The sequence below is a fragment of the Halorussus sp. MSC15.2 genome, assembly GCF_010747475.1.
In the GTDB taxonomy this organism is placed as follows: domain Archaea; phylum Halobacteriota; class Halobacteria; order Halobacteriales; family Haladaptataceae; genus Halorussus.
The window spans coordinates 373,458-396,195 of the sequence record NZ_VSLZ01000004.1; the positions used below are offsets into that span (position 1 = coordinate 373,458).

The following is a 22,738-nucleotide window of genomic DNA, read 5'->3' on the forward strand; positions in this document are numbered from 1 at the left end:
AGGATAAGTGTGGGGTGTCACGTTGCTTCTAAATGAGGGGAAAGATTTATATAGGAACGTGGAAAACCATATCCGTAGTACAAATAAGCAAAATAGACTAAACGCCTCCTAGCTGTTGGAGTATACTTTTACTTAGAGAAACCGCTAAAGAACGCACGTTAGAACCGCTCGATAGTTTAACTAGATACTCGACAACTTCTGACGATGTCCGAAACACTCTGCGGCCGAGCGCTCGGTATCGGTATTTCGCGTTCTCTGTTCTGCGTTTCTCTTCGAACCACCTTCTCTCTCGAAATTGACGCTCTCTGCTCGGGTTCTATCACCACCCTCACCGTCTCGATTCTCTCCGTCCCCCTCTCGTCCACCGAAACAGCGGAAACGATGGGGTGGGTGTCCCCCCTCTCCCTCGACACACCCCCTCCGACGCACTCTCGACAACAACGGAAACAGTGGGGTGGGTGTCCCTCCGTTCGCTCGACCCGCGCTGACGCCGATGAAACCCCGACAGGGGTCGAACGGACCATCGAAGTACGCTCGGACGATTGGCGACAGCAGGCCGAACCACCGACGACCAAATCACAGACGATAGACGGTAGAACCACACACGGCCGGCGATTGAACCCAAGATACGGCGGTGGACAGCGGAAATCGTGGTGTACCTACCTTCTCGTCCTCTCTCCGTCGCCGTCACTTGACGGTCGAGAACATCGATGTCCTTCTCGGTTTCCGAGATGGTGGCCCGAAAACTGCGGAAACTGTGGGGTTACGTTCGCCGTCTTGGTTCGAGTATCTCGTCTCGACCGTCTCTTTTCTTCCGATACCGGCCGTCTTAACGCCTCTAAAACGAACCCCGCCTCCGTCGAGACAGCGGAAACCGCGGGGTCGCCGAAGCAAGTCGGGAGACGCGTTCTCCCGCGAGCACTCGGTTTCCGTCAACTTCCAGTGACTCGTACTCCTCCGTCCGAACGGTCGCTTACCGCTCTGCAACGACGAAGAACGTCTCGGGGCGCTCGTCGGCCCGAAGCACCTCGAAGTTCGCGCTTTCGAGAAGTTCGACCGCTTCGTCGCGGTCGTACCGTTCCGAGACCGGCGGACCACTCTCGCCGTCACCGTTCGCCGACCAGTCGGCGACGACGAAGCGTCCGCCGTCGGCGAGGACGCGGGCTACTTCGGTCTCTGCACCGGGTCCGACTTCGGTCTCTGCGTCGTCTTCTGCTCCGGTCCTTGCTTCCTCTTCTGCTCCGTCCCCTGCGCCGTCTTCAGTTCCTCCTTCGGCCTCTGCACCGTGGCCGTCTCCGGCGAACTCGTGGAACGTCATCGTCGAGAACGCGGCGTCGAGTTCGCCGTCGGCGAACGGCAGGTCTCCGACGTCGGCGGTCACCAACTCGACGTTCTCCGGGACGCCCTTCTCGCGAAACAACTCGTGCATCTCGGCCTGCACGTCGATAGCGCGGACCTCACCGGCGAACGGAGCCACGTCGTCGGTGTAGAAACCGGTCCCGCTTCCGAGGTCCGCCACCGTGTCGCCCCGGCCGGACCCGAGAGCCAGCGCACCGACCAGTTCCTCTCGCGAGAGGTAGCGATACCGCGACTCGTCTTCGAGTCTGTCGGCCGACTCGGGGTCGAACGTGTGAAAGCCCATCGTCACGGAATCGAGGGCCGACCACCTTAACAACTGTGTGACGTGTGGAAGAGATGCAAGACTGCTTGAACTCTAACTGTACCGCTCGACGAGTCTCGTCAGGTTTTGCTCGTTCTGCATGCCGACCAGTTGCTCGACCTGCTCACCGTCGGCGAACAGCACCAACGTCGGGACGCTCCGGACGCCGTACTGCGCGGCGAGACCCTGCTGCTGGTCGATGTCCACCTTCGCCACCGTCGCCACCGTGTTGGCGGCGACGGATTCCACGATGGGTTCGAGCATGTTGCACGGGCCACACCAGTCCGCGTAGAAGTCCACGAGCACCACATCGTCTCGGGTAGTAACGTCGGAAAACTGTTCGACGCTTTCGACGTGAACCGTTTCGTCCGGTTCGGCCGCGCTATCGTCCAGTTCCTCGGTATCGAGACTCCCGTCGGTGGAAAGATTCACATCTTCGTCGAGAAGTTCGTCGTATTTCCGGTCGGGGATAGATTCGACTTCGTCCTCGTTCATCACGCGACGGTTACCGCTCCACGGATTTAATTGCTCTGTAAAAACCCTACAATACTCGTCGTGAAGTGACCGAGTATCGGACAACTGTGATAATCCCGACGTATCGGACAAGTCCGACCGTCGAGTAAGCACCGAACGAATCCGACAAGTCGGTACTGCGTAGTCGGACCACCCGTGCGTCGGAATCACGCTCAGATATACTGTCCCGGCAAAGACACGAACGTTAAAATACCGGAGCGCACAGTATCGTCTACGAGATGGAAACCAATCCCGTCTACGCCCTCGCGCCGCTCGCCGCGGCGTCGCTCTGGGGCGGGATGTACGTCGTCAGCAAGTGGGGGTTTTCGGCGATACCCCCGGTCACGCTCGGATTCCTCCGGGTCGTAATCGGGGCCGCGGTCCTGCTGGTGGTGGTCCGCCGCGCTCGACCCGCGCGAGAGTTCTCGCGCACCGACCGGCGCAGGTTCGTAGCCCTCGGCGTGGCGGTCACGGCGACCATCGTCACTCAGTTCGTCGGCACCGACCTCACGAACGCGAGTCAGGGTGCGCTCCTGACGGTCCTGACGCCGGTGTTCACGCTCCTGCTCGGAGTCTCGGCGCTCTCGGAACCCATGACCCGTCGGAAGTCGGCGGGTATGGCGCTCGCGGCGGTCGGCACCCTGTCGGTCCTCGCGGGGCGGTACGACTTGACCCGGATGGCGTCCGGGAACGCCGTCGGTGTCGCGGCCCTGCTTGTGGCGAGTTTGGCGTGGGCCGCCTACACCGTCTACGGCAAACCGCTCGTGCGGGCCTACTCCGCGCTGGAGACCGCGACCTACTCGACCGTCGCTGCGGTGCCGATGCTGGGCGTCCTCGCGGCCGCGGAACTCGCCGTCTCGGGGTTCTCGCTGGGCGACGTACCGCTCTCGCTTCCGGTCGCTGGGGCGGTCCTCTATCTGGGGGTGCTCTCGACCGCCGTCGCGTGGTATCTCTGGTACAAGGGACTGGAGTTCGTCGATGCGGGGACGGTCGCGGTCTTCTTCTTCGTTCAACCACTCGTGGGCGCGCTACTCGGTGCGCTGCTACTCGGTGAGGCAATCGGACCGGATTTCGTCGTTGGCGGGGCCGTCATGGCCGTTGGCGTCTACATCGTCTCCACCTCTACAACCTCGTGAGTAGAGACGTTCGCTACCACCAGTTTTGAAATGAACACGTCTCGCGGTCACTCTCCAGATTCCGCCGTCGCTCTACCAAGGCAGGTGACTGTGGTGGCATACAGACGACTGTGATGAAAGATAAATGTGTGTCGAACTCTCAGAGAAATTTAGCCGTCGGTTACCGATTGCTCAGACGTACTCTCCCTCGCTCTCGTAGACCGACGGGTCGTCTTTGTACTTGCGAGCGATTTCTTCGAGAGTCTTGAACTCGGCGTTCTCGTGACCCTTCACGTACTGGATGAACGCTTCGAGGTGCGAAATCATGTGCGGGAGACCGTGGAGGTCCGGGTGTATCGTGAAGGTGTAGACGCCCGCCCCGCGCCGGTCGTAGAGGAAGTCGAACTGCGCCTCGTAGTACTGCTCGTACATCATCTGCGGGTCCTTGTATCCGGCGTGGTAGAGCGGTTGCTTGATGAACAGCATCGGCGGGATGTCGTCGCGGTACCAACTGATGGGAATCTCGACCACGTCGGTCTCCTCGCCGTACTCGTACGGTTCCATCCACGTCTCTGCGTCCTCCTCGTACTGAATCGGCGTCCACTCGTCGCCGTTCCGCATCCACCCCGGTTCGAACTCCCGTTCCATCAGGCTACTGTCGTAGAGGAAGTCGTGCTTCTCCACGAGGTCTGGCGTGTTCTCGCTGAACTCCCACCAACTCGCCCGGTGGCCGACCGGTCTCTCTCCGGTCACCTCCTCTATAAGGTCTATCGAGACCTGTAGAATCTCGTCTTCCTGTTCGCGCGACAGGTCCGTCGGGTTCTCGTGGGAGTACCCGTGGACGCCGAGTTCGTGCCCGGCGGCCGCAACTTCCTCGACGTTGTCCCGGAACGTGTCGATAGTGTGGCCCGGCACGTACCACGATGTCTGGACGTCCTCGTCCTCGAACAGTTGCAGGAGCCGCGGAATCCCCTCGTTTCCCGCCGAAAGCCCGCGCGAGAGGTCTGCCGGTGAGTCCGCGCCACCGTACGACCCGAGCCATCCGGCCACGCAGTCCGCATCGACACCAATCGCTACGTCGATGTCCCCCATATCTACCGCTATATCGTACTCGCATCGAGTAATAGATAGTGGCAGGGGGTCGATTTCCCCGGTGGAAGGGTGCAGTATATTTTTACCTGTTCGGGCGCTGTCGTCCCGTAGAATGAAACGAGCGAAGACTGTGCGTCGAGGGACTGCGGTCTCGCGTCGGGTGGTGGGTCCACGTGACTGAGGACGCCTCCCCGAACGCCAGTTTTCGAGAGTCGACGAGGTTCGAGGGGGTGTCAGAAGCGTCGGAGCCGGGGGCGGCGTTCCGCGGGCCGACTGAACACCGAGAGGGCCGTCGTTGCGAACACCACTTTGCAAACGTCTACGAGACGGACGCCGAGCGATTCGCCGCGGCCGTCCCGTTCGTGCGCCGGGGTCTCGACCGTGGCGAGCGCGTCGTGTACGTCACGGACGAGGACAGCGAAGCCGCGGTGCGCTCGGCACTGCGCGACGGGGGTATCGACGTTCGAGCAGCGCTTAAGCCGGGCGCGTTGTCGTTCTACACCGTTCGTGACACCTCTGTCCGAAACAGTTCGTTCGACCCCACGGAGATGGTCGAGCGCGACGAGGTCACCGACGGAACCGCCACCGAGGAGGACGAGTCGCTCAGAATCGTGGCCGAAACGACGTGGCTTCCGGCCGACGCGACGGTCGAACAGGTCGTGGAATACGAGGCGAGAGTGGGCGACCTGCTCGCGAACGAGGACTGGAGACCTATCTCGGCACGTCCCTCGCCGTCGAGGGCGGTCGGGACCGGACGTTCTTCTTCGTGTCGGAGGAGTCCCGCGACGCGGACTTCTCGCAGGCCAAGCGTACGTTCCTCGACTTGATGGGGAAGTGGACGGAGTACGAACTCGAACGCCGCCAGCGCGAGCGCGAGCTACGCGAACGCACTCAGCACCTGAGTGCGCTCGTCGAGACCACCCCCGAGTGCATCAAAACCGTCGCCGCCGACGGAACCCTACTTCAGATGAACTCCGCCGGACTGAGGATGGTGGAGGCCGATTCGGACTCGGACGTGGTCGGCGAGTCCGTCTACGACCTGATTGCTTCCGAGGACCGCCAGCGGTTCCGCGATTTCAACGAGCGAATCTGCGAGGGTGAACGCGGGACGTTGGAGTTCGATATCGTCGGACTGGACGGCACGCGGCGACACATGGAATCGCACGCCGCCCCGTTGCGTCGTCCCGACGGAACGACCGTCCAAGTGGCGCTGACTCGCGACATCACCAAACAGAAGGAGCGCAAGCGAGAACTGGAACGCGTCGAGCGTCAGTTCGAGGCGGCGTTCAACAACCCTAGCTCGTTCGTGGCCCTGCTCGACCCCGACGGCACGGTCCGGCGCATCAACCAGACGGCCTTAGAGTTCGCCGGCATCGACGAGTCCGACGTTCAGGGCGAGCGATTCTGGGAGACGCCGTGGTTCGTCCACGACGAGGAACTTCAGGACGAACTGCGGGCCGGTATCGAACGGGCCGCGGACGGCGAGTACGTCCGGTCCGAGATTCCGCATCGGTCCCCTGACGGTGAGACCGTCATCATGGACGCGATGTTAGAGCCGGTGTACGACGAGGACGGCGAGGTCGTCGCCATCATGCCGAGCGGGAACGATATCACCGGACGCAAGGAGCACGAAGAGCGCCTCGAACAGCAGAACGAACGACTCGAAAGCTTCGCCAGCATGCTGGCCCACGAACTTCGGAACCCGGTAACGGTCGGCCAGATATACAGTCAGCAACTCCGGGAGGAGACGGACCCGGAGGCGGTCGAGTACGTCTCGGAGGCGTTCGACCGCATCGAGGACATGATAGACGTCATATTGGTGTTGACGCGGGGCCGCGAGGCGGTCGGCGAGTCGAAACCCATCGATTTCGCCGAGGTGACCCGGGAGGCGTGGGACGAAATCGACGCACCCGACGCCGCACTCGACCTCGAACTCGAACGGACGATAGAGGGCGAAGAGACCTACCTCCGGCACATGGTCCGCAACCTGCTCGAAAACGCCGTCGAACACGGTGGGTCGGACGTCACCGTCACGGTCGGCGAACTCCCGTCGGGATTCTACGTGGCCGACGACGGACCCGGCATTCCGCCGGAGGACCGCAACACGGTCTTCGACCAGGGGTACACCACGGCCGCGGACAGCGGGGGTACCGGTCTCGGACTCGCGTTCGTCAGAAAGCTCGCGGACGTGTACGAGTGGGACATCACGGTCACCGAGAGCGAGAGCGGCGGAGCGCGGTTCGAGTTCCGGAACGTCCGCTGAGGCGTCGCAACTGAACGGGACCGGAGAACGTCCGGAATCCCGCCTTGCCTCTCCCCACACGCTCAAGGAGGCGGCCCGTGACGCGTTCCACATGAGCGACCCCCTCGAACTCGACGACTTCTACGACCTAACGCTCCTGACCGACCTCGCCGTCTCGCCCGACGGCACTCGGGTCGCCTTCGTCGCAGACGAGTTCGACCGCGCCGAGGACGAGCGCCGGAGTTCCTTGTTCGTCGTCCCGGCCGATGGAAGCCGCGACCCCCACCGACTCTCGCGGGCCTCCGACGCCAGCGCCCCGGCGTGGAGTCCCGACGGGTCGAAACTCGCGTTCACCGCCGCTCGCGATACCGACGCCGAAATCGAGGTGACGCGCTCCCCCGACGGAGACGGCGACCCTGAATCGGCGGACGCCGACACCGAGAGCGAGGACGACTCCCGGAGCGAAGTGGACGGCGACGAAGACGCCGGAGACGGAACCGAGGACGGCGCGAACGACGAACCCAAACCGCAGGTGTGGGCGTTCGACCTCGAACTGGGCGGCGACGCGCGTCAGTTAACCGATTTCGAGGAGGGCGCGGAGGGATTCGACTGGGGTCCGGCGGGCGAGCGACTCGTCGTCGCGGCCCGCGACCCGACCGACGACCAGCGCGAGTACCTGAAACACCGCCGGGAGGAGGACGGTCCGGTCGTGACCGAGCGCCTCCAGCACAAGTTCGACGGACGGGGCTGGTTAGACGAGGTGACGACCTACCTCTTCGTCGTGGACTACGACACCCGCGAGACCGAGCGACTCGACGACGCCTACGGCGGCGGAGCGCGCGAACCGGCGACGGGACTCCAGCCCACGTGGTCGCCCGCAGGCGTCGCCGCGAGCGACGACTCGTCCGACGGTAGCCGCATCGCGTTCCTCTCGAACCGCACCGACCGACCCGACGACAACTACGTGATGGACGTGTACACCGTCGCTCCCGACGGTTCCGACCTCCGAAAACTGACCGATTCCGACCTGACCGCGGGCCGACTTCGCTGGCACCCGGACGGGGACCAACTCGCGTTCGTCGGCGGCGACCCCGAGAACTGGTACCGGCCGTCAGAGGTGTTCGTCGTCGAGGCGGAAACGGGGGCGTCCGAATCGTGGTCCGGCGACCTCGACCGGACAGTCGCCCGATACGGTCGCCCCTCGTGGGACGGCGACGACCTGCTCGCGGCCGTCGGCGACGAGGGACTGACCCGCCTCGCGCGCTTCCGCGAGGACGGCGACCCCGAGCGGACCTTCGGCGCGCAGGGACGGGACCGGACCGTCGAGGGGTTCGACGCGCGCGGCGGAACCGCGGCGGTCGTCCTCTCGGACCCGGAGGACGGCAAGGACCTCTTCACTGCGGACCTCGCCGACGTCGAATCCGGAGACGATATCGAACTACATGACGGCGCGGGAACCGGTGAGGCCGAACCGAGGCGTCTGACTGCTCTCAACGACGACCTACTGGCGGACCGGCACACGCCGGAGTCACGGCGCTTCACGTTCGAGTCCGACGGCGACGAAGTCGAAGCCATCGCCTACTTCCCCGACGACTTCGACCCCGAAGACCCCTCCCCGCGACCGCTCGTCGCCTCCATCCACGGCGGTCCAATCTCCTACGACGCGCCGACGTTCTCCTTCGAACACGCCTACTTGACGGGACAGGGTTACGTGGTCGTCCGGACCAACTATCGGGGGAGTTCGTCTTACGGTCGGACGTTCAGCGAGCAGATTCGCGGCGAGTGGGGACCGCGCGAGACCGCCGACGTGCTGGCGGCGGTCGAGGCGGCCGTCGAACGCGGCTGGGCCGCCCCCGGCCGCTGTTTCGCCACCGGGTTCTCCTACGGCGGTATCACGACGGGCTACCTCGTGGCCGAGAGCGACCGATTCGCGGCCGCCGCGGCCGAACACGGCGTCTACGACTTCCGGTCGGCGTTCGGCACCGACGACAGTCACGTCTGGTGGGAGAACGACTTCGGATTGCCGTGGGAGAACGAGGAGGGGTACGACGCGGCCTCCAGCATCACCGACGTCGGCGAGGTGGACACGCCGCTGCTCGTGACTGCGGGCGGTGAGGACTGGCGGTGTCCGCCGTCCCAGAGCGAGCAATTGTACGTCAGCGTCAAAAAACAGGACGTTCCCGCGCGACTGGTCGTCTACCCCGACGAACACCACAATATCGGCGACCCGGACCGTGCGATTCACCGACTCCGAGAACTGTGCAAGTGGTTCGAGCGCCACGACCCCGGGTCGTGAGCGGACTCAGTCGGCGCTTACTCGTCGCCGAAGACCTCGCGCTGGAGTTCCTTGCGGTTGTACTCCACGAGTTGGTACTGGGTCACCAGCACGGCCGCTATGACCATCCCGGCGGCGAACCCGGCGACGCGGACCATCGGCACTCCGTGGACGTATCCGTTGAGTAACTGTGCGAGACCGAGAAAGAGGGGGACGACTGTCGCGACGGTCGTGCGGACGGGCAGGTCGCGGAACATCTCCCAAAACGTGACGTTGTCGGTGGCGGCCATTCGGTAATCGCTCCTTGAAGGAGGGTTCGGGCACGGAGTGATTACCCTTTCGTATGTTGATTCCGACCGTTTCACCGCGGTATCCGGCGTTACGGGTCGTTCTTTCTGGCCGCTCGACTTCACACCGACCGTGCGCTCGACCGGCGTACGTCCTCACTGTCACCGGGTTCGAAAACGACGAGGTCGCCGTCGGCGTGGACCTCGACGCGGCACCCCCGAACGTCGAAGACGACGCGGCCCGACGTCCGGGCCGCTCCGTTCTCGTGGTCGGCGAAGATGCAGTCCAGCGCGTCGGGGTCGACCGCGTCGTACAGCACGAAGTTATCGGCGAGCGGGTCACAGTCCGCTACCTCGGCGACGGCCTCGACGACGGCGGTGCTGACGCTCCAGTCGGTGGACGGTACTCGGTACGCCGCACGTCCGTCTCGGTCGAGTGACGGCGCGCGCTCCGTGAGGGTCGGTGTGTCTGGGTTCATGCGTGTTCGTAAGTCCCCCGCTCTCCGAATCGACGTGTCTGTTCGTCGAGTTTCTACCAGAAAAGTTTCACGATTTAGACTGTTAAAACGTGGAGTAGTAGCGGTAGCTACCCCTTCGGATTGGGTTCGTTCTTCCTGTCGGATTCGCGGGACGTCAATCGGCGTTGTACTCTGGGAGCGTGTCGTCCTGCATGACTGCGGTCCGGCCGCCGTCAACGAGGAGACTGGTTCCCGTCACGTAAGCGGCGTCGTCGCTGGCGAGATAGGTGACGGCCCCGGCGACGTCTTCGGGGTCGCCGATGCGTCCCGCGGGGTGGATAGATTCGAGGTGGTCACGCTTCTCCGCCGAGAGACCCGCATCGGTGCGCTCCACTTCGACCCACCCGGGGTTGACGGTGTTGACGCGGATGTCCGGTCCGAGGTCGAGAGCCATCGCGCGAGTCATCCCGTCGATTCCGGCCTTGACGGCGTTGTACGGAAACATCTGGGGCATCGTCACGAACGCGTGGTTCGAGGAGACGTTGACGATAGCGCCCTCGTCCATGTGTTCGACTGCGCGCTTGGCCGTCAGCCAGTAGGCCCGGAAGTCGGTTTCGAGGACGAGGTCCCAGTCGTCCATCGTCGCCTCGGTGACCGAGGTGTCCGTCTCGACGCCCGCGTTGTTCACCAGCACGTCGATGCCGTCGTACTCCTCGGCGGTCGCGTCCACGAGCGCCGCGATGTCGTCGGGGTCGCGCATGTCGGCCCGCACGAAGGTGGCTTCGCCGCCCGACTCCCGAATCGCTTCCGCGGTCGCCTCGCCGTCTTCGGCGGTTCGTCCCGTCACGACGACCGACGCGCCTTCGCGTGCGAATCGCCTCGCGACACCCTCACCGATACCTCTGGTCGACCCCGTAACGAGGACGACCGGTCCTCGAATCGGTTCATGGCTAGATACTCGTTCGCGCGACGTTTCAGTTCTCTGTCTGCGTCGTCGGAAGGCGGACGGTGTGGCGTTCGGTTGCTCGTCCGGACCGAAATCGGGGTTGGACTGTACTAACCTCGGTGACGAAAGGGGTATCCCTCTCCTTATCAACGTGAGTGACGAACGAACTGTCGATGGAGACGCCGCCATCTACGCCGACAGAGGACCCCGACGACGCGGGGGAACGCCGGAAAGCGTTCGACGCGTTAGCAGAAGCCTCCGCCGACGGCATCGTCATGCTCGACGACGACAGCGTCGTCCGATACGCCAATCCGGCCGTCGAACGCATTCTGGGCTACGCGCCGGACCAACTCGTCGGCGAACCGTTGCTGACGATAATTCCCGACCGATTCAAGGAAGCCCACACCAGCGCCTTTCAGCAGTATCTCGACACCGGCGAGAGACAACTCGACTGGACCTACATCGAACTCCCGGGTTACCACGAGGAGGGCCACGAAGTTCCGCTCGCCATCTCGTTCAACGAGTTCGAACACGACGACGACCACTACTTCGTGGGGACGTTCCGCGACATCTCGAAACGGAAGGAGGCCGAGCGTCGCCTCGAACGCCAGAACGAGCGACTCGACCAGTTCGCCAGCATGCTGGCCCACGAACTCCGTAACCCGTTGGAAATCGCCCAAATATATCTCGACTTCCTCGACGACGGCGACGAGGCGACCATCGCGGAGATAGCGACGGCGCTCGACCGAATCGACGAGATAATCGAGATGCTGCTGGTGCTCGCTCGGAGTCACGGCGGAGTCGGCGACCGAGAGTCAGTAGACCTTGCTACTGCCGCCACGGAGGCGTGGGAAGACACAGCGACCGGCGACGCCGATATCGAACTCACCACCTCGCTGACGATACGCGCGAACTCGACGCATCTGCAGTCCCTCTTCGAGAACCTGTTTCGGAACTCGGTCGAACACAGTGACGGGACGGTCACGGTGCGAGTCGGGACCATCGAAGGCGGCTTCTACGTCGAGGATACGGGACCGGGGATTCCCGAGGACAAGCGCGAGACGGTCACGGAGGCAGGGTACACGACCGACGAGGACGGAATCGGCCTCGGACTGACGTTCGTTGCGCAACTGGCCGACGCATACGAGTGGGAGTTCGTCGTCGCCGAGAGTCAGGAGGGCGGCGCGCGGTTCGAGTTCACCGACGTAGAGATAGTCACCGACGACTGACGGAGTGACCGCCCCTCGCTCTCCCGTGTCCCACTCGGCCGTCGCTTTTCGTCGTGCCGAACTACGGACTCGCGCCTGTTAACCCGTCTCAAAACCCGCAGTTACAAATGCCGAAAGCCGAACTGCTCCAGTATGTACGACGCGGGCATCGTCGGTTGCGGGGTCATCGGGAATCGACTCGCCGAATCGTTCGCCGACCACGAGCGTACCACCGTCCGGGCGGGTTGTGACCTAGACGAGGAGAAACTGAGCGAGTTCGCCGACGAGTACGACTGCGAGGCGTTCACCGACTACCGCGAACTCGTCCGGAGCGACGACGTCGATATCGTCTACGTCGGTGTACCGCCGAAACACCACCCGGAAATCGTCGCGGCCGCGCTGGACCACGGCAAGCACGTCCTCTGCGAGAAACCAATCGCCGAGGACGCTGCCCGCGGTCGGAAGATGGTCGAGACCGCCGAAGAAAGCGAGGCCACGACCGCTATCAACCTGCCGTTCCGCTACACGCCCGGGTTCGTGGAGATGCGCGAGCGAGTCGCGGCGGGCGACATCGGCGCGCCACGCCGAGTCAACCTCACCTTTCGGTTCCCGCAGTGGCCCCGCGAGTGGCAGGACGTGGACTGGCTCACGTCCCGCGAACAGGGCGGTCCGCTCCGCGAGGTCGGCACCCACTTCCTGTTCGGCGTGCAGGAACTGTTCGGTCCCGTCGAGTCGGTGAGCGCGAACGTCACCTACGCCGGTCCAGACCGCTATGAGGATTCGGTGGCTGGCCACTTCTCAGTGGACGGAATCCACGGGACCATCGACCTCGTGACCGACCACCAGCAGTCCGAGGAGAACTCGATTACCGTCCTCGGGTCGGACGCCGAACTCTCGCTCCTCGACTGGTACAGACTGGTCGAGAACCGCGGCGAGGACGACGAGACCGTACTGAACGATACCCGGAGCCAGACGACCCTCACCCTCGTGGACGAGTTCGTCGCGGAACTCGACGGCGAAGGCGGCGACTTGGTCTCCTTCGAAGAGGCGAACAGCGTTCAGCGAGTGCTGGACGCGCTCTTCGCCTCCGACGGAGCCACGAGACGGGTCCACGAATCGGGCTGAAGTGACGAGCGCCGCGAGAACTCCCTCCGTCGAGAGCCGTGCGGTCACTCCTTCGTCAGAATCATCGCCTCGTCCTCGGCCTCCTCACCCACGGTGGCCGCGAACTGTTCGGCGTGCGCTCGCTTCAACCGCTCTAACTCGTCGTCGCTCAACCCCATCCGCTCGGCGAACTCCGTCCAGACGTGGTCCCGGACCGAGAGGTAGTACGCCGTCTCGCTCTGGGTGACGAGCGGGTCGCGGTGGAACTGCGTCCGGTACTCGTACACCAGTCCGTCAACCGTCACGCCGTCGAGGTCGCGCACCGCCTCCTGCTGGCGCGCGACGAGGTCGCGGTCCGTCTCGTCACCCACGTCCGGAAAGGCGTCGAGTGGTTCCGCCATGCTACCACTCCGCGACGCTCCCGTCGCCGTGTCGCCAGACGGGGTTGTGCCAGTCCACCTCGTCCGCCACCTCGCAGACGACCGCTTCGTCGATTTCGACGCCGAGACCCGGACCGTTCGGGAGTTCGACGTAGCCGTCCTCGTACTCGAACACCGAGGCGTCGGTGACTTTCATGCTCACCGACTACGCAGGCCACGGCCTAAATCCTCGGGAACGCGCCGACCGTTCGAACGTCGTCAGCCCGATACGGACCCGACCGTCGCCTCGCTGTCGGTGGAATCACCGCCCCTCCAACCGGACGAAAACAGACAGAATTAAAGCCCGAAAATGTGAAAATTCACGCCGATGGACAAACTCGACGGTGTCCCGCTCTCGTCGCTCCAGCAGCAACTCGACGCGGTCGAGAGTGCGAAGGCGGCGAAGCGCGTGATGGTCGCCATCGCCTACAAGGACGGCGTGTCGGTCTCGGTGCTCTCCGAGCGGTACGGCGTCCCCGAATCGACGCTGTACTACTGGCTCGACCGAATCGCGGAGGAACCGCTCGCAGAGGCCGTCGAGGACGACGACCGACCCGGGCGGCCCTCGGAACTCGACGCGGAGCAGCGCGAAGCCCTGTTCGACGCCCTCGCGGACTCGCCCGCCGCGTACGGGTTCGACGCGTCGTCGTGGACGGCCCAACTCGTCCGGGAGTTCGTGGAGCGCGAGTTCGACGTCTCCTACTCGCTCGGGCACGTCCGGCGGTTGATTCGGGACTCCGACGCGTCCCTGTGAGTCGCCGCGGGTGGCCGAGTCGAACCGTCCGCCTCGCCGCTTCTCTCGCCGTCAACTGTCTCGTCGCTCCCGTCACCGTCGCCGCCGAGCGACGAGCGCTCCTGCGGCCGCCAGACCGACCATCGTGGTCGTCGCCTCGCCAGCGAGCGACCCCGTGAGGTCGAAGGCTCCGTCGGTCCGGTCCGCATCGTTCGGCGTCTCGGGGTCGTAGCAGAACGCGACTTCCTCGATGGCGAACGGTCGGCCGGAGTTCTGGTTCGTGGGTGCCTGCAGTTCGGCCCGGCCGGAGACGCCCTCCGGGAACGCGTAGACGTTCCCGCCCGGTCCGCCGCGGACGACGACAGCGTCCACGCGGAGCGTCGAGTCGAACGTCACCGAGACGGGTTCGCCCTCCTCGTTACGTTCGACGTTCACCAACTCCACCTCGTGAGTCTCGCCCTCGACGGAGAACCGGAAGGTGTTCGTCCCGACCCGAGTGGCGTTCTCGCTGGTGAACTCGCCGCCTTCGTACGTCAGCGTCAGTCCGCGTTCGAGACCCAAGTCCTCCTCGCACCCGGTGAACCCGGCGACCGGACGCGGCGTGACCGTCGGCGCGGGGATTTCGGTGGTAGTCGTGGTTGTCGTAGTGGTTTCCTCCGTTGTTGTAGTCGTCTCAGTCGTCGTCGTGGTCTCCTCGGTTGTCGTGGTAGTCGTCTCGGTAGTGGTCGTGGTCGTTTCGGTCGTAGTTGTTTCCGTGGTGGTTGTCGTCTCTGTCGTGGTAGTGGTCTCAGTGGTTGTGGTCGTGGTCTCCGTCGTGGTCGTGGTTGTCGTCGTGGTGGCCTCCTCGGTTGTCGTGGTCGCCGTCTCTGTCGTCGTCGGGGTCGTCGTCTCCTCGTCCGCAGCGGTCGGACAGTCCGCGACGGCGACCGAGACGCTCCGTGTTCCGTTCACCGTCACGCCCTCGCGGGTGGGCCTGACGACGTACTCTCCGGATTCGAGGTCGGTCAGCGCCCGCGACTGGCCCGGCGGCACTGTGACCTCCTCCACGAACTCGTCCGGTCCGGAGACGCTCACGCGGACCGCGCGCTGACCCTCGTTCCGCAGCGTCAGCGACTCGCAGTCGTCGCTCGCGGCGACGACGTTCACCGCACCCGGTTCCTCCGTGGTCGTGGTCGTCGTTTCCGTGGTTGTCGTTGTTGTCGTCTCAGTCGTCGTGGTAGTCTCGGTAGTCGTGGTCTCTGTTGTTGTCGTCGTTTCCGTCGTTGTGGTCGTTGTTGGTGTTTCAGTCGTAGTCGTCGTGGTCGTCTCGGTGGTTGTGGTCGTCGCTGCCGCCACGGAGACGGTCGCGTTCGCACGGTCGTTGACTGTCGCCTTCCCCGGTTCCTCGTCGACGAACCCGGTCCGGGCGCGAACCGCGTAGTCGCCCGGCGGCAGTTCGTCGAGCGTCACCTCGTCGCCGGGTGCCAGTTCCACCGTGTCGCTAAAGTCGCCGGGTCCGGTGACGTTGACCGTCACGTTCACGTCGGTCGGATTCCTGAGGGTCAGCGACTCGGGAGCGGCGGACTCGACCTCGACGTTCGGGCAGTCGGCGACGCTCACGGTCGCCCTCTCGTCGCCGTTGACGGTCGCCGCTCCGCGGTCGTCCTCGTCCGCCTCGCCCCCTCCGACGTCGACGCCGCCGGGCACCCACGCCCGGACCGCGTAGTCGCCGGGCGTCAGGTTCGCGAGCGACCGATTCTCGCCGGGACCGACCACCAACTCGCGGGTGGAGTCGTCCGGGCCGGTGACGTTGACGGTCACGTTCCGGTCGCTCGGGTTCTCGACCGTCAACGCCTCGCACTCCTCCGGACGGACTTCGACGTTCGGCGGTTCGGGTGTCTCAGTCGTGGTGGTAGTGGTGGTCGTCTCAGTCGTGGTGGTCGTCTCAGTCGTCGTCGGGGTCGTGGTGGTAGTGGTAGTCTCGGTCGTGGTCTCCGTGGTTGTCGTCGTTGTCGTCTCCGTGGTGGTGGTCTCGGTCGTTGTCGGCGTTTCTGTAGTTGTAGTCGGTGTTTCTGTCGTGGTGGTCTCGGTTTTTGTTCTGGTCGTCGTCGTAGTCGTCTCGGTGGTGGTCGTAGTGGTCTCGGTTGTCGTCGTGGTCGTCGGCGTCGGACACGCCTCGACGCCGATAGTCGCTATCTCGTTCCCGTTGACCGTGGCAGGCCGGGTCGGTTCGACCAGACCGCCCGCCTTCGCCTGCACCCGGTAGGTTCCCGGCGGGATGGCGAACGTCTCGGCCTGTCCCGGGTTCAGGATGACGACCTCGTCAGTCCCGACTCTCCCGTCACCGAGAACGTGATGCGTTCGGTCGTCGGGTTCGCCAGTCGCAGGCGCTCGCAGTCCGGCGACGAGGCGCGGGCGTTCGGCGGCGGCCCCGGTTCCTCCGTAGTCGTGGTGGTGGTCGTGGTCTCCGTCGTGGTGGTCGTCGGCAGTTCGAGCGTCGTCGTGGTCGTGGTGGTCGTCGTGTCCCGTTCCACGCAGTCCTCGAAGTCGGGGTTGTCCTCGGAGACAGTCTCGCCGTCGCGCTTGACTATCGCGCGCTCGACGACCTTCCCCCGGTCGTCTCCGGTCCCGAAGAAGACGTTCCGGCCGCGGAAGTTCCCCCGGAAGGTCTGGCGGTCGCCGTCGGCGAACACCAGCGTCACGGCGTCGTACCTGTGCGCGGTCACGGCCACCTCCTCGCACGCGAAGTCGAACTCCGGTTCGAGCGGTCGGGGCGTCTCGGTCGTGGTCGTCTCGGTCGTCGTCGTGGTCGTGGTGGTCGTCGTCTCCGGTTGCGCGCAGGCCTCGAAGCTCGGGTTCCGGCGCGTCACGGATTCGTCACCCGGTCCTCTCACGATGGCGAACTTCACAACCTCGCCCTGATTGTCGCCGGTACCGACGAACTGCGCGCGGTCGTGGAAGTTCCCGCGGAAGGTCTGACGGTCGCCGTCGGCGAACACCAGCGTCACCGACTGGAACTCGTCGGCCTGCACCACGACCTTCTCGCAACTCTGGAAGAATATCTTCGGTGCGAACGGTTCGTCCGGTCGCTCGGTGGCCGGTTCGCAACCGCTCGCGTCGCTGCGCCGGACCTCGAATCGGTTCGGACCGTTGAACACCCGGACCTGCGTCACGACCTCGCCCGCGTTCTCACCGGTGCCCGAGAAGGTGTTCGTCCCGCTGAAGACGCCGGAGAACGTCTGCCTGTCGCCGTCGGCGAACGTCAGGACGACGCGGGTGTACTGCTCGGCCGCCACGGTCGCCTTCCGGCAGTCGAAGGCGACTCGAATCCGGAGGGGTTCGGGCGTCGGCGTCTCGGTCGTTGTTGTCGTCCCGGTCGTAGTGGTCGTCTCCGTCGTTGTCGTCGTGTTCTCCTCTGGCGGTTTCTGCGGACAGTCGCCTTTCACGAGGTAGACCGACCCCGTGTTGACGCTCCCGTCGGTGAACGGCGCGCCCACCGAGAGGTCGGTCGCCGAGTCGTTGTTCACGTCGCCGCCCGCCACCGCGAACCCGGCGAGGTCGCCCCTGCCCTCGCCGCTGAACTTGGCGTGGGCACCCGACAGCGAGTGGCGCTCGGCTATCTGAGAGCCGTAGAGCAGGTAGGCCGCCCCGGCGTTCCTCGCGGTGCTGTTGTTGTACGGCGCGCCGACGAGCAGGTCGGCGTACCCGTCCTCGTTCACGTCGTCCGCCCCAGCGATAGACCACCCGGCGTAGTCGTTCGCCGCCTCGCCGGGGAGCGCGGCGTCGGCTTCCGTAGAGAGGTTCACGAGGCGCGAGAGGTCCCCGCCGTAGGCCACGTAGGCCGCCCCGGCGTCGTCGGCGGGCACGTCGTGGAACGGCGCGCCGATAGCCACGTCGTCGCGCCCGTCGTCGTTCAGGTCCCCGGCGTCCGCCACGGAGAACCCGGCCCGGTCGTCCTCGGCCGGTCCGCGGAACTTGACCGGCGCGTTCACGAGCAGCGAGACGCCTTCCAACTGCGGGCCGTACTGGAGGTAGGCCGCGCCGGCGTCGGTGGCGGTCGAGTCGTTGCCTCGCGCGCCGACGAGGACGTCGCTCCCGTTGTCGCCGTCCGCGTCGAGCGCCGCCACCGCCGACCCGGCGTAGTCGTTGCGCGCCTCCCCGAGGTAGGTCACGTTGGCGGTTTCGAGGCTGTAGGTACCCACGAGCGGCATGTACATCAGGTGGGCCGCACCGGCGTCGTCGGCGACCCCGTCGTGGTACGGCGCGCCGACGAGCAGGCCCGCGCTCCCGTTGCTCGCGTTCGCCATCGTGCCGAGCGCCCATCCGGCCCGGTTACCCGCCGAGGCACCGTAGAACGTCGCGGTAGCGTACTTCAGTTCGACCACCTCGGGCAGGTCCGCGTCGCCGTAGACGACGTAGGCCGCGCCCGAATTCGGACCGTTCGCGTCCGCGAGGGGCGCGCCGACCGACACGTCGGCGTAGCCGTCGTCGTTCAGGTCGCCGAGTTCGACCGCGAACCCGGCGTGCTCGCCGGGCGCTCGCGCACGGAAGGTGACGTTCGCCTCGGCGAGTTCGACCTCGCTCAGGTTCACCGGGCCGTAGAAGAGATAGGCCGCGCCGGAGTCGCTCCCGGCGGAGTCGTTGGACGGCGCGCCGACGAGCACGTCGGCGTAGCCGTCGCCGTTCACGTCCCCGGAGTCGGTAGACCACCCGGCGCGGTCGTTGCTCGCCGCCCCGGAGAGTTCGGCGTCGGCGTCCGAGAGGTTCGCGGCCCCGGCCGGACCGCGAGGAATCGCGCCCCGGCCGCATCTGGTCGCCGGGTCCTGCTCACTCGTCCCCGCGTTCGCCCGTCTCGCCCTCGGGTTTTCCTGTGCCTGCGAGGATTCGTCCTCGCGAGCGTCGGGAACGTCGGTGTCCTCGCTCGGGGGAGCGCCCGCGCTTCCGCTTCCGGATGCAGGCGCACCCGCGCTCGCAGGGTGACCGGACGCCGCGCTCCCGGACACTGCTCCACCGCCGTTCGCTGCACCCCCGACCACCGTTCCCCCGGCCGCGAGCGAGAGTCCGCTCGCGCCGACGACGCTACTGGCGACCAACAACCACGCGATAATCAACGCGTCTTGCCGCCGTGTCGTGTCGCCTCCCTCCCCGGGTGTCATTCTGTCTCGTTCGCGGAGTACCCCACGTCCGTTCTTTGTTATGGGGAGCGCAAGCGGTGCGTAACGTCGCGTTGCCCGGACCTGACCGAGCGACAGGGTCGGCTTATCACCCGAAGGCGTTGCGGTCGGCGCGGACCGCGCCGGACCTCCGTCCGACTCTCGTCGCGCTCACTCGGACGCGGTCACCACGACCTCACCTCGACTCCCACTGCTGGGCTACCAGCAGGAGACCCGCCAGCGCGACCAGCGCCGCGTCGAGGCCGAATCCGGGGATTGGTCCCTCGGAGGTCGCGGTGGCAGTGGCGGTGTCACCCCGCATCGCCTCGTCGGTGGTGCCTCCGCCGTCTGTGGTCGCTTCGCCAGTCGTTCCGGTCCCGTTCGCCGACTGCCCGCCGATTCGGAGGAGCCAGCCGTCTCTGGCGGTCGCGCCGTTCCCGGAGGTCTGTCCGGCGAGCAGGTACCCCCCGCCGTGGGCGCGGATGGCGGGCCACGGCTTGTCCCAGCCGTCAGTTCCGTAGTACGTCTGCCGCTCGCTCTCGCCCGCGGCGTCGGTCGCCAGCAGGTAGCCGTCCACGCTCCCCTTCGGCCCGGCGTCTGACCCGCCGGTGAACAGGAAGCCCTCGTCCGTGCGCATCGCCGAATCGAGCCACTGGGTCCCCTCGCCGCCGGGCCTGTGCTCCCACTCGACGGTGCCGTCGGGACCGAACTTCACCAGCCACCCGTCGCGCGGGCCGGTACTGTTGCTCTCGGTCTCCCCGGCGAGGACGAAGCCAGCGTCGGCGTCCGAGGCGTTCGGTCCGGGCGAGGCGGCCGAGGCGGCGGCCCACACGTCGTCTCTGCTCGGGCCGCCCGCCGTGGTCTGCCACTCCCGGGTGCCGTCGGCGGCGAGTCGGAGCGCCCACGCGTCGTCGCTGTCGCCCTCGATTTTCCCGGCGAGGTAGTAGCCCGTGTCGGTGGGGACGATTGCCCGGATGTAGCCAGCGTCGTAGCCCTCGGGTACAGCGTGGCTCTCCTGCCACGCCGTCGAGCGGTTCGCGTCGAGTCCGACCGTCCACCCTGCTGTACTTCCGTCGCCGTCGGTCCACCCCGCGAGCAGGTAGCCGGTGGCGTCGCCCGCGTCGCGGCGCTCGACGGCGTAGAAGGCCCCGGAACCGAGGGTCCGATTCTCCAGCGTCTCACCGTCGGCGCTCATCTCGACGACCCATCCGTTCGCGCCGTCGTCGTCGGTCCGGCCAGCGAGCAGATAGCCGGAGTCGGTCCGGGCGACGCCCCAGAGTCGGTCGGTGCCCGACCCGCCGAGGGTCTCGGCCCACTGCTTGTTGCCCTCGCCGTCGGTCTTCAGGACCCACCCGTCGCGGTTCTCACCGCCGGTCCACCCCACGAGCAGGTAGCCGCCGTCGTCGGTCCGCACCGCGTCGGCGAAGATGTCGTCGCCGCTTCCGCCGTAGGTGCGTTGCCACCGCTCGGGGAGCGTCGGCGGTTCACGTGCTTCCACTGCCAGCGTCTCGTTCGCCGAGGAGTCGCCTTCGACCGGCCCGTCCGCTCGGACCGCCAGTGCGTCTCGGGTCTCTGAGTCGGCGTCTCTGGGTGCTCGGTCGCTGTTCGCGGCCGCGGGGAGGGCCGCTGTGACCCCTGCGCCCACGACCAACACGACCAGTGCCACTGCGAGTGTTCGCATGCGCGTCCCTCGGGGCCTGATTCGCTTTGTTATGGGCCGTCTGTGATGGCGTAGGCCGGACCTGTCGGTTATCTACGAGGTGGTGGCGGTCGGGAGTCGCGTACTGTCGGTAGCGTCGTGCCGTACCCGACGGTTCCAGCAGTAGCTACCCTCCCGACGGAGCCACCGAGAAGAAGCGACTACGATTCTGTCTCCAATCCGTGGCTATACGTCACCGCCGCGAGACCGAACGCGTATGACTCGAACGGCAATCGCGTTCGCGCTCGTGGCGATGGTCGCGTGGGGACTCTGGGCGGTGTTCGCCGACTTCGCTACGCGGTCGCTCGCTCCCGAAGTTGCGATGGTCGTCTCCTACGTCGCAGGTATCGGCGTCGCCGTGGTGTACGTCCTCGCGCAAGGGCAGCGTCCGGCGCTCTCGACGGTCGGCGTCGGCTACGCAGTGCTCGGCGGTCTCTTCTCCGGTATCGGGGCGATAAGCTACTACGTCGCGCTCCAGCGGGGGTCCGCCGGTGTCGCCACCACCGTCACCGCGCTCTACTTCGTAGTCGCGGCAGTCCTCGGCGTTCTCTTCCTCGGCGACTCGCTCACGACCCGGGACGCGGCGGGTATCGCGCTCGCCGTCGGCGCGGTCGCGTTGCTCTCGACCTGACTGCTCAACTAGACGGTGTTGTTCTCCGGAGAACTGGTCGGGTCGCCGATTGAAGCCAGGACGAGTTCCGTCACTGGGCGTGACGACGAGTAGCGGCCGGAGTACGTCTCACCGCTCCCACGCAGGCGGCGCGCGGTCGAGTCGTCGCAGCGCCGCGGGGTAGCCGAACGCGACCACCAGCGCGATTGCGATTCGGGGGACGAACCCGCCGATACCGGCCGCCTCCAGCACGAGGACACCCGCGAAGTACAACAACAGCATTATCAGAAACTGCGGCAGCAACTGCCGCCACGTCGAAGTCATACGGAAACTGAGGGCCTACGGGGATTTAACTGTGGGGTGACGACTCTTCGCGTCACCGTCGCGTGTCCGGAATCTTGATGTTCGGGCGTTGTCCTGTTCGTGATGGTACGCCCGCCCTCTCGCGCAGACGCGTTCTCCACGGAGCAGTCGCCCTCCTCACGGGTCTCGCCGGTTGTAACGACTCGACGACCGACAGCGGTTCCGCCCCCGCCGACCGACGAACGGAGAACGTCCCCCGCGACCCCGAGTTCGTCACGCTCGGGGACTCCGACGCCGGACTCTCGTTCGTCTTGTTGATAGAATGAAAACAACACGGGGGTTTATCTGAGTGGCGGTGAGTGTCCAAAGTATGTTCGGAGAGGACGGCGGCGGGATGGACGCGGACGTCACCGGGTCCAGACACTCGATACGGATGGGCGGAACGACGAAGGCGATACTGGTCTTACTGGGTTTTCTCGCGGTCTTCTTCCTCCTGCTGGTTCTGTACGGCTGACCGCCTCGGACCGCGTTACCTACGACTCGGCAGCGACCGACTTACCGAACGCGCGTCAACTCGAAAAAAGCCTCTACTCGTATATCTTCTCTCGCTCGCGCGACCGGGACCTCGACCGTGACTTCGCGCCGCCGTTACCGCCGAGGAACCTCGAAACGAGGAGGTACGCGAGGTACAGTAGGACGGCGACGACCAGAATCGACACGAGGGTACTCACCAGCCACGAGACGACGCCGAGGACGACGCTCACAATTTCCACGACGACCCAGAGGAGGACCAGACCGAGGAACGCCCATCCGCCGAGTCGGAGTAGCTTGTTCATATTAGACAGTTTAGGTATCGTCCGACATTAGTGTTTTGTCGCCCGTTCGAGGCGGTTCGGATTTCGGTCCACGTTTCGGGACACCGCGTCCGCCCTGCGTCCCGCG

At 65.5% G+C, this 22,738-nt stretch carries 22 protein-coding genes and 1 pseudogene; 10 read left to right on the forward strand and 13 right to left on the reverse strand.

Features of this window, described 5'->3' with window-relative positions; genetic code table 11:
- Positions 1-973 precede the first annotated feature (973 nt).
- Entirely contained in the window at positions 974-1,642 is a 669-nt protein-coding gene (locus FXF75_RS16670) for a class I SAM-dependent methyltransferase (RefSeq protein WP_163522974.1), read from the reverse strand.
- 72 nt (positions 1,643-1,714) lie between these two features.
- Positions 1,715-2,155 (reverse strand): thioredoxin, encoded by a 441-nt coding sequence (gene trxA, locus FXF75_RS16675; RefSeq protein WP_163522975.1) that lies wholly within the window; start codon positions 2,153-2,155, stop codon positions 1,715-1,717.
- 257 nt (positions 2,156-2,412) lie between these two features.
- On the opposite strand from trxA, the gene FXF75_RS16680 reads away from it, so the two are divergent.
- Positions 2,413-3,309, forward strand: a complete 897-nt coding sequence (locus tag FXF75_RS16680; protein ID WP_163522976.1) for a DMT family transporter — start codon at positions 2,413-2,415, stop codon at positions 3,307-3,309.
- Between the two features lie 171 nt (positions 3,310-3,480).
- Here FXF75_RS16680 and FXF75_RS16685 read toward each other — a convergent pair whose 3' ends face one another.
- Positions 3,481-4,380, reverse strand: coding sequence for a polysaccharide deacetylase (locus FXF75_RS16685; RefSeq protein WP_163522977.1), 900 nt, complete (start codon positions 4,378-4,380; stop codon positions 3,481-3,483).
- A 230-nt stretch (positions 4,381-4,610) separates the two neighbouring features.
- On the opposite strand from FXF75_RS16685, the gene FXF75_RS16690 reads away from it, so the two are divergent.
- The 3 genes from FXF75_RS16690 (at position 4,611) to FXF75_RS16700 (ending at position 8,918) form a co-directional block, all read left to right on the forward strand.
- Positions 4,611-5,207, forward strand: coding sequence for an MEDS domain-containing protein (locus tag FXF75_RS16690; protein ID WP_163522978.1), 597 nt, complete (start codon positions 4,611-4,613; stop codon positions 5,205-5,207).
- Complete coding sequence (locus FXF75_RS16695) at positions 5,147-6,643, forward strand: PAS domain-containing sensor histidine kinase (protein WP_163522979.1); 1,497 nt, start codon at positions 5,147-5,149, stop codon at positions 6,641-6,643. Before FXF75_RS16690 ends, FXF75_RS16695 begins: the two co-directional genes overlap by 61 nt.
- Positions 6,644-6,734: 91 nt before the next feature.
- Complete coding sequence (locus FXF75_RS16700; protein ID WP_163522980.1) at positions 6,735-8,918, forward strand: S9 family peptidase; 2,184 nt, start codon at positions 6,735-6,737, stop codon at positions 8,916-8,918.
- Positions 8,919-8,935: 17 nt separating this feature from the next.
- Here the strand turns inward: FXF75_RS16700 and FXF75_RS16705 are convergent, their stop codons facing one another.
- From FXF75_RS16705 to FXF75_RS16715, 3 genes are all read right to left on the reverse strand, one after another.
- Positions 8,936-9,187 carry a hypothetical protein gene (locus tag FXF75_RS16705; RefSeq protein ID WP_163522981.1) on the reverse strand — a complete coding sequence of 84 codons (252 nt, stop codon included), beginning with the start codon at positions 9,185-9,187 and terminating at the stop codon, positions 8,936-8,938.
- Positions 9,188-9,306: 119 nt separating this feature from the next.
- Positions 9,307-9,663 (reverse strand): HalOD1 output domain-containing protein, encoded by a 357-nt coding sequence (locus FXF75_RS16710; protein WP_163522982.1) that lies wholly within the window; start codon positions 9,661-9,663, stop codon positions 9,307-9,309.
- A 154-nt stretch (positions 9,664-9,817) separates the two neighbouring features.
- A complete protein-coding gene (locus FXF75_RS16715; RefSeq protein WP_309221851.1) occupies positions 9,818-10,582 on the reverse strand; it encodes an SDR family oxidoreductase in 765 nt (254 codons plus the stop codon).
- Positions 10,583-10,743: 161 nt separating this feature from the next.
- Here FXF75_RS16715 and FXF75_RS16720 point away from each other — a divergent pair, with 161 nt between their 5' ends.
- Both FXF75_RS16720 and FXF75_RS16725 read left to right on the forward strand, forming a co-directional pair.
- Positions 10,744-11,817 (forward strand): nitrogen regulation protein NR(II), encoded by a 1,074-nt coding sequence (locus FXF75_RS16720; RefSeq protein ID WP_163522984.1) that lies wholly within the window; start codon positions 10,744-10,746, stop codon positions 11,815-11,817.
- A gap of 132 nt (positions 11,818-11,949) precedes the next feature.
- On the forward strand, positions 11,950-12,921 hold the full coding sequence (locus FXF75_RS16725; RefSeq protein WP_163522985.1) for a Gfo/Idh/MocA family protein: 972 nt from the start codon (positions 11,950-11,952) through the stop codon (positions 12,919-12,921).
- Positions 12,922-12,965: 44 nt separating this feature from the next.
- Here FXF75_RS16725 and FXF75_RS16730 read toward each other — a convergent pair whose 3' ends face one another.
- Positions 12,966-13,301, reverse strand: a complete 336-nt coding sequence (locus FXF75_RS16730) for a hypothetical protein (RefSeq protein ID WP_163522986.1) — start codon at positions 13,299-13,301, stop codon at positions 12,966-12,968.
- A gap of 1 nt (position 13,302) precedes the next feature.
- Positions 13,303-13,470 (reverse strand): annotated as a pseudogene (locus FXF75_RS16735) (galactonate dehydratase); the annotation flags it as partial.
- Positions 13,471-13,647: 177 nt separating this feature from the next.
- Between FXF75_RS16735 and FXF75_RS16740 the strand changes: the two are divergent.
- The gene (locus FXF75_RS16740) at positions 13,648-14,073 is read left to right on the forward strand and encodes a helix-turn-helix domain-containing protein (protein ID WP_163522987.1); all 426 of its coding nucleotides are present in this window, start codon (positions 13,648-13,650) and stop codon (positions 14,071-14,073) included.
- A gap of 72 nt (positions 14,074-14,145) precedes the next feature.
- Here FXF75_RS16740 and FXF75_RS22215 read toward each other — a convergent pair whose 3' ends face one another.
- The 3 genes from FXF75_RS22215 to FXF75_RS16760 form a co-directional block, all read right to left on the reverse strand.
- Positions 14,146-16,290, reverse strand: a complete 2,145-nt coding sequence (locus FXF75_RS22215; RefSeq protein WP_205427741.1) for a hypothetical protein — start codon at positions 16,288-16,290, stop codon at positions 14,146-14,148.
- Positions 16,291-16,337: 47 nt separating this feature from the next.
- Positions 16,338-19,187: an FG-GAP-like repeat-containing protein gene (locus FXF75_RS16755; protein ID WP_163522988.1), complete on the reverse strand. Its 2,850-nt coding sequence runs from the start codon at positions 19,185-19,187 to the stop codon at positions 16,338-16,340.
- A gap of 193 nt (positions 19,188-19,380) precedes the next feature.
- The gene (locus FXF75_RS16760) at positions 19,381-20,865 is read right to left on the reverse strand and encodes a hypothetical protein (RefSeq protein WP_163522989.1); all 1,485 of its coding nucleotides are present in this window, start codon (positions 20,863-20,865) and stop codon (positions 19,381-19,383) included.
- A 235-nt stretch (positions 20,866-21,100) separates the two neighbouring features.
- Here FXF75_RS16760 and FXF75_RS16765 point away from each other — a divergent pair, with 235 nt between their 5' ends.
- Positions 21,101-21,514, forward strand: a complete 414-nt coding sequence (locus FXF75_RS16765) for an EamA family transporter (RefSeq protein ID WP_163522990.1) — start codon at positions 21,101-21,103, stop codon at positions 21,512-21,514.
- 108 nt (positions 21,515-21,622) lie between these two features.
- Here the strand turns inward: FXF75_RS16765 and FXF75_RS16770 are convergent, their stop codons facing one another.
- A complete protein-coding gene (locus FXF75_RS16770) occupies positions 21,623-21,817 on the reverse strand; it encodes a hypothetical protein (protein ID WP_163522672.1) in 195 nt (64 codons plus the stop codon).
- A 77-nt stretch (positions 21,818-21,894) separates the two neighbouring features.
- Between FXF75_RS16770 and FXF75_RS16775 the strand changes: the two genes are divergently transcribed.
- The gene (locus tag FXF75_RS16775) at positions 21,895-22,122 is read left to right on the forward strand and encodes a hypothetical protein (RefSeq protein WP_163522991.1); all 228 of its coding nucleotides are present in this window, start codon (positions 21,895-21,897) and stop codon (positions 22,120-22,122) included.
- Between the two features lie 44 nt (positions 22,123-22,166).
- Positions 22,167-22,310, forward strand: coding sequence for a hypothetical protein (locus FXF75_RS16780; protein ID WP_163522992.1), 144 nt, complete (start codon positions 22,167-22,169; stop codon positions 22,308-22,310).
- Positions 22,311-22,383: 73 nt separating this feature from the next.
- On the opposite strand, the gene FXF75_RS16785 is transcribed toward FXF75_RS16780, so the two are convergent.
- Positions 22,384-22,632, reverse strand: coding sequence for a hypothetical protein (locus FXF75_RS16785; protein WP_163522673.1), 249 nt, complete (start codon positions 22,630-22,632; stop codon positions 22,384-22,386).
- Positions 22,633-22,738 lie beyond the last annotated feature (106 nt).

Coding starts and splice junctions, on each gene's coding strand:
- FXF75_RS16730 (WP_163522986.1), bottom strand. CDS start 13,301: ATGGCGGAACCACTCGACGCCTTTCCGGACGTGGGTGACGAGACGGAC.
- FXF75_RS16685 (WP_163522977.1), bottom strand. CDS start 4,380: ATGGGGGACATCGACGTAGCGATTGGTGTCGATGCGGACTGCGTGGCC.
- FXF75_RS16725 (WP_163522985.1), top strand. CDS start 11,950: ATGTACGACGCGGGCATCGTCGGTTGCGGGGTCATCGGGAATCGACTC.
- FXF75_RS16705 (WP_163522981.1), bottom strand. CDS start 9,187: ATGGCCGCCACCGACAACGTCACGTTTTGGGAGATGTTCCGCGACCTG.
- FXF75_RS16755 (WP_163522988.1), bottom strand. CDS start 19,187: ATGACACCCGGGGAGGGAGGCGACACGACACGGCGGCAAGACGCGTTG.
- trxA (WP_163522975.1), bottom strand. CDS start 2,155: ATGAACGAGGACGAAGTCGAATCTATCCCCGACCGGAAATACGACGAA.
- FXF75_RS16680 (WP_163522976.1), top strand. CDS start 2,413: ATGGAAACCAATCCCGTCTACGCCCTCGCGCCGCTCGCCGCGGCGTCG.
- FXF75_RS16710 (WP_163522982.1), bottom strand. CDS start 9,663: ATGAACCCAGACACACCGACCCTCACGGAGCGCGCGCCGTCACTCGAC.
- FXF75_RS16760 (WP_163522989.1), bottom strand. CDS start 20,865: ATGCGAACACTCGCAGTGGCACTGGTCGTGTTGGTCGTGGGCGCAGGG.
- FXF75_RS16765 (WP_163522990.1), top strand. CDS start 21,101: ATGACTCGAACGGCAATCGCGTTCGCGCTCGTGGCGATGGTCGCGTGG.
- FXF75_RS16670 (WP_163522974.1), bottom strand. CDS start 1,642: ATGGGCTTTCACACGTTCGACCCCGAGTCGGCCGACAGACTCGAAGAC.
- FXF75_RS16740 (WP_163522987.1), top strand. CDS start 13,648: ATGGACAAACTCGACGGTGTCCCGCTCTCGTCGCTCCAGCAGCAACTC.
- FXF75_RS16770 (WP_163522672.1), bottom strand. CDS start 21,817: ATGACTTCGACGTGGCGGCAGTTGCTGCCGCAGTTTCTGATAATGCTG.
- FXF75_RS16785 (WP_163522673.1), bottom strand. CDS start 22,632: ATGAACAAGCTACTCCGACTCGGCGGATGGGCGTTCCTCGGTCTGGTC.
- FXF75_RS16775 (WP_163522991.1), top strand. CDS start 21,895: ATGTTCGGGCGTTGTCCTGTTCGTGATGGTACGCCCGCCCTCTCGCGC.
- FXF75_RS16700 (WP_163522980.1), top strand. CDS start 6,735: ATGAGCGACCCCCTCGAACTCGACGACTTCTACGACCTAACGCTCCTG.
- FXF75_RS16780 (WP_163522992.1), top strand. CDS start 22,167: ATGTTCGGAGAGGACGGCGGCGGGATGGACGCGGACGTCACCGGGTCC.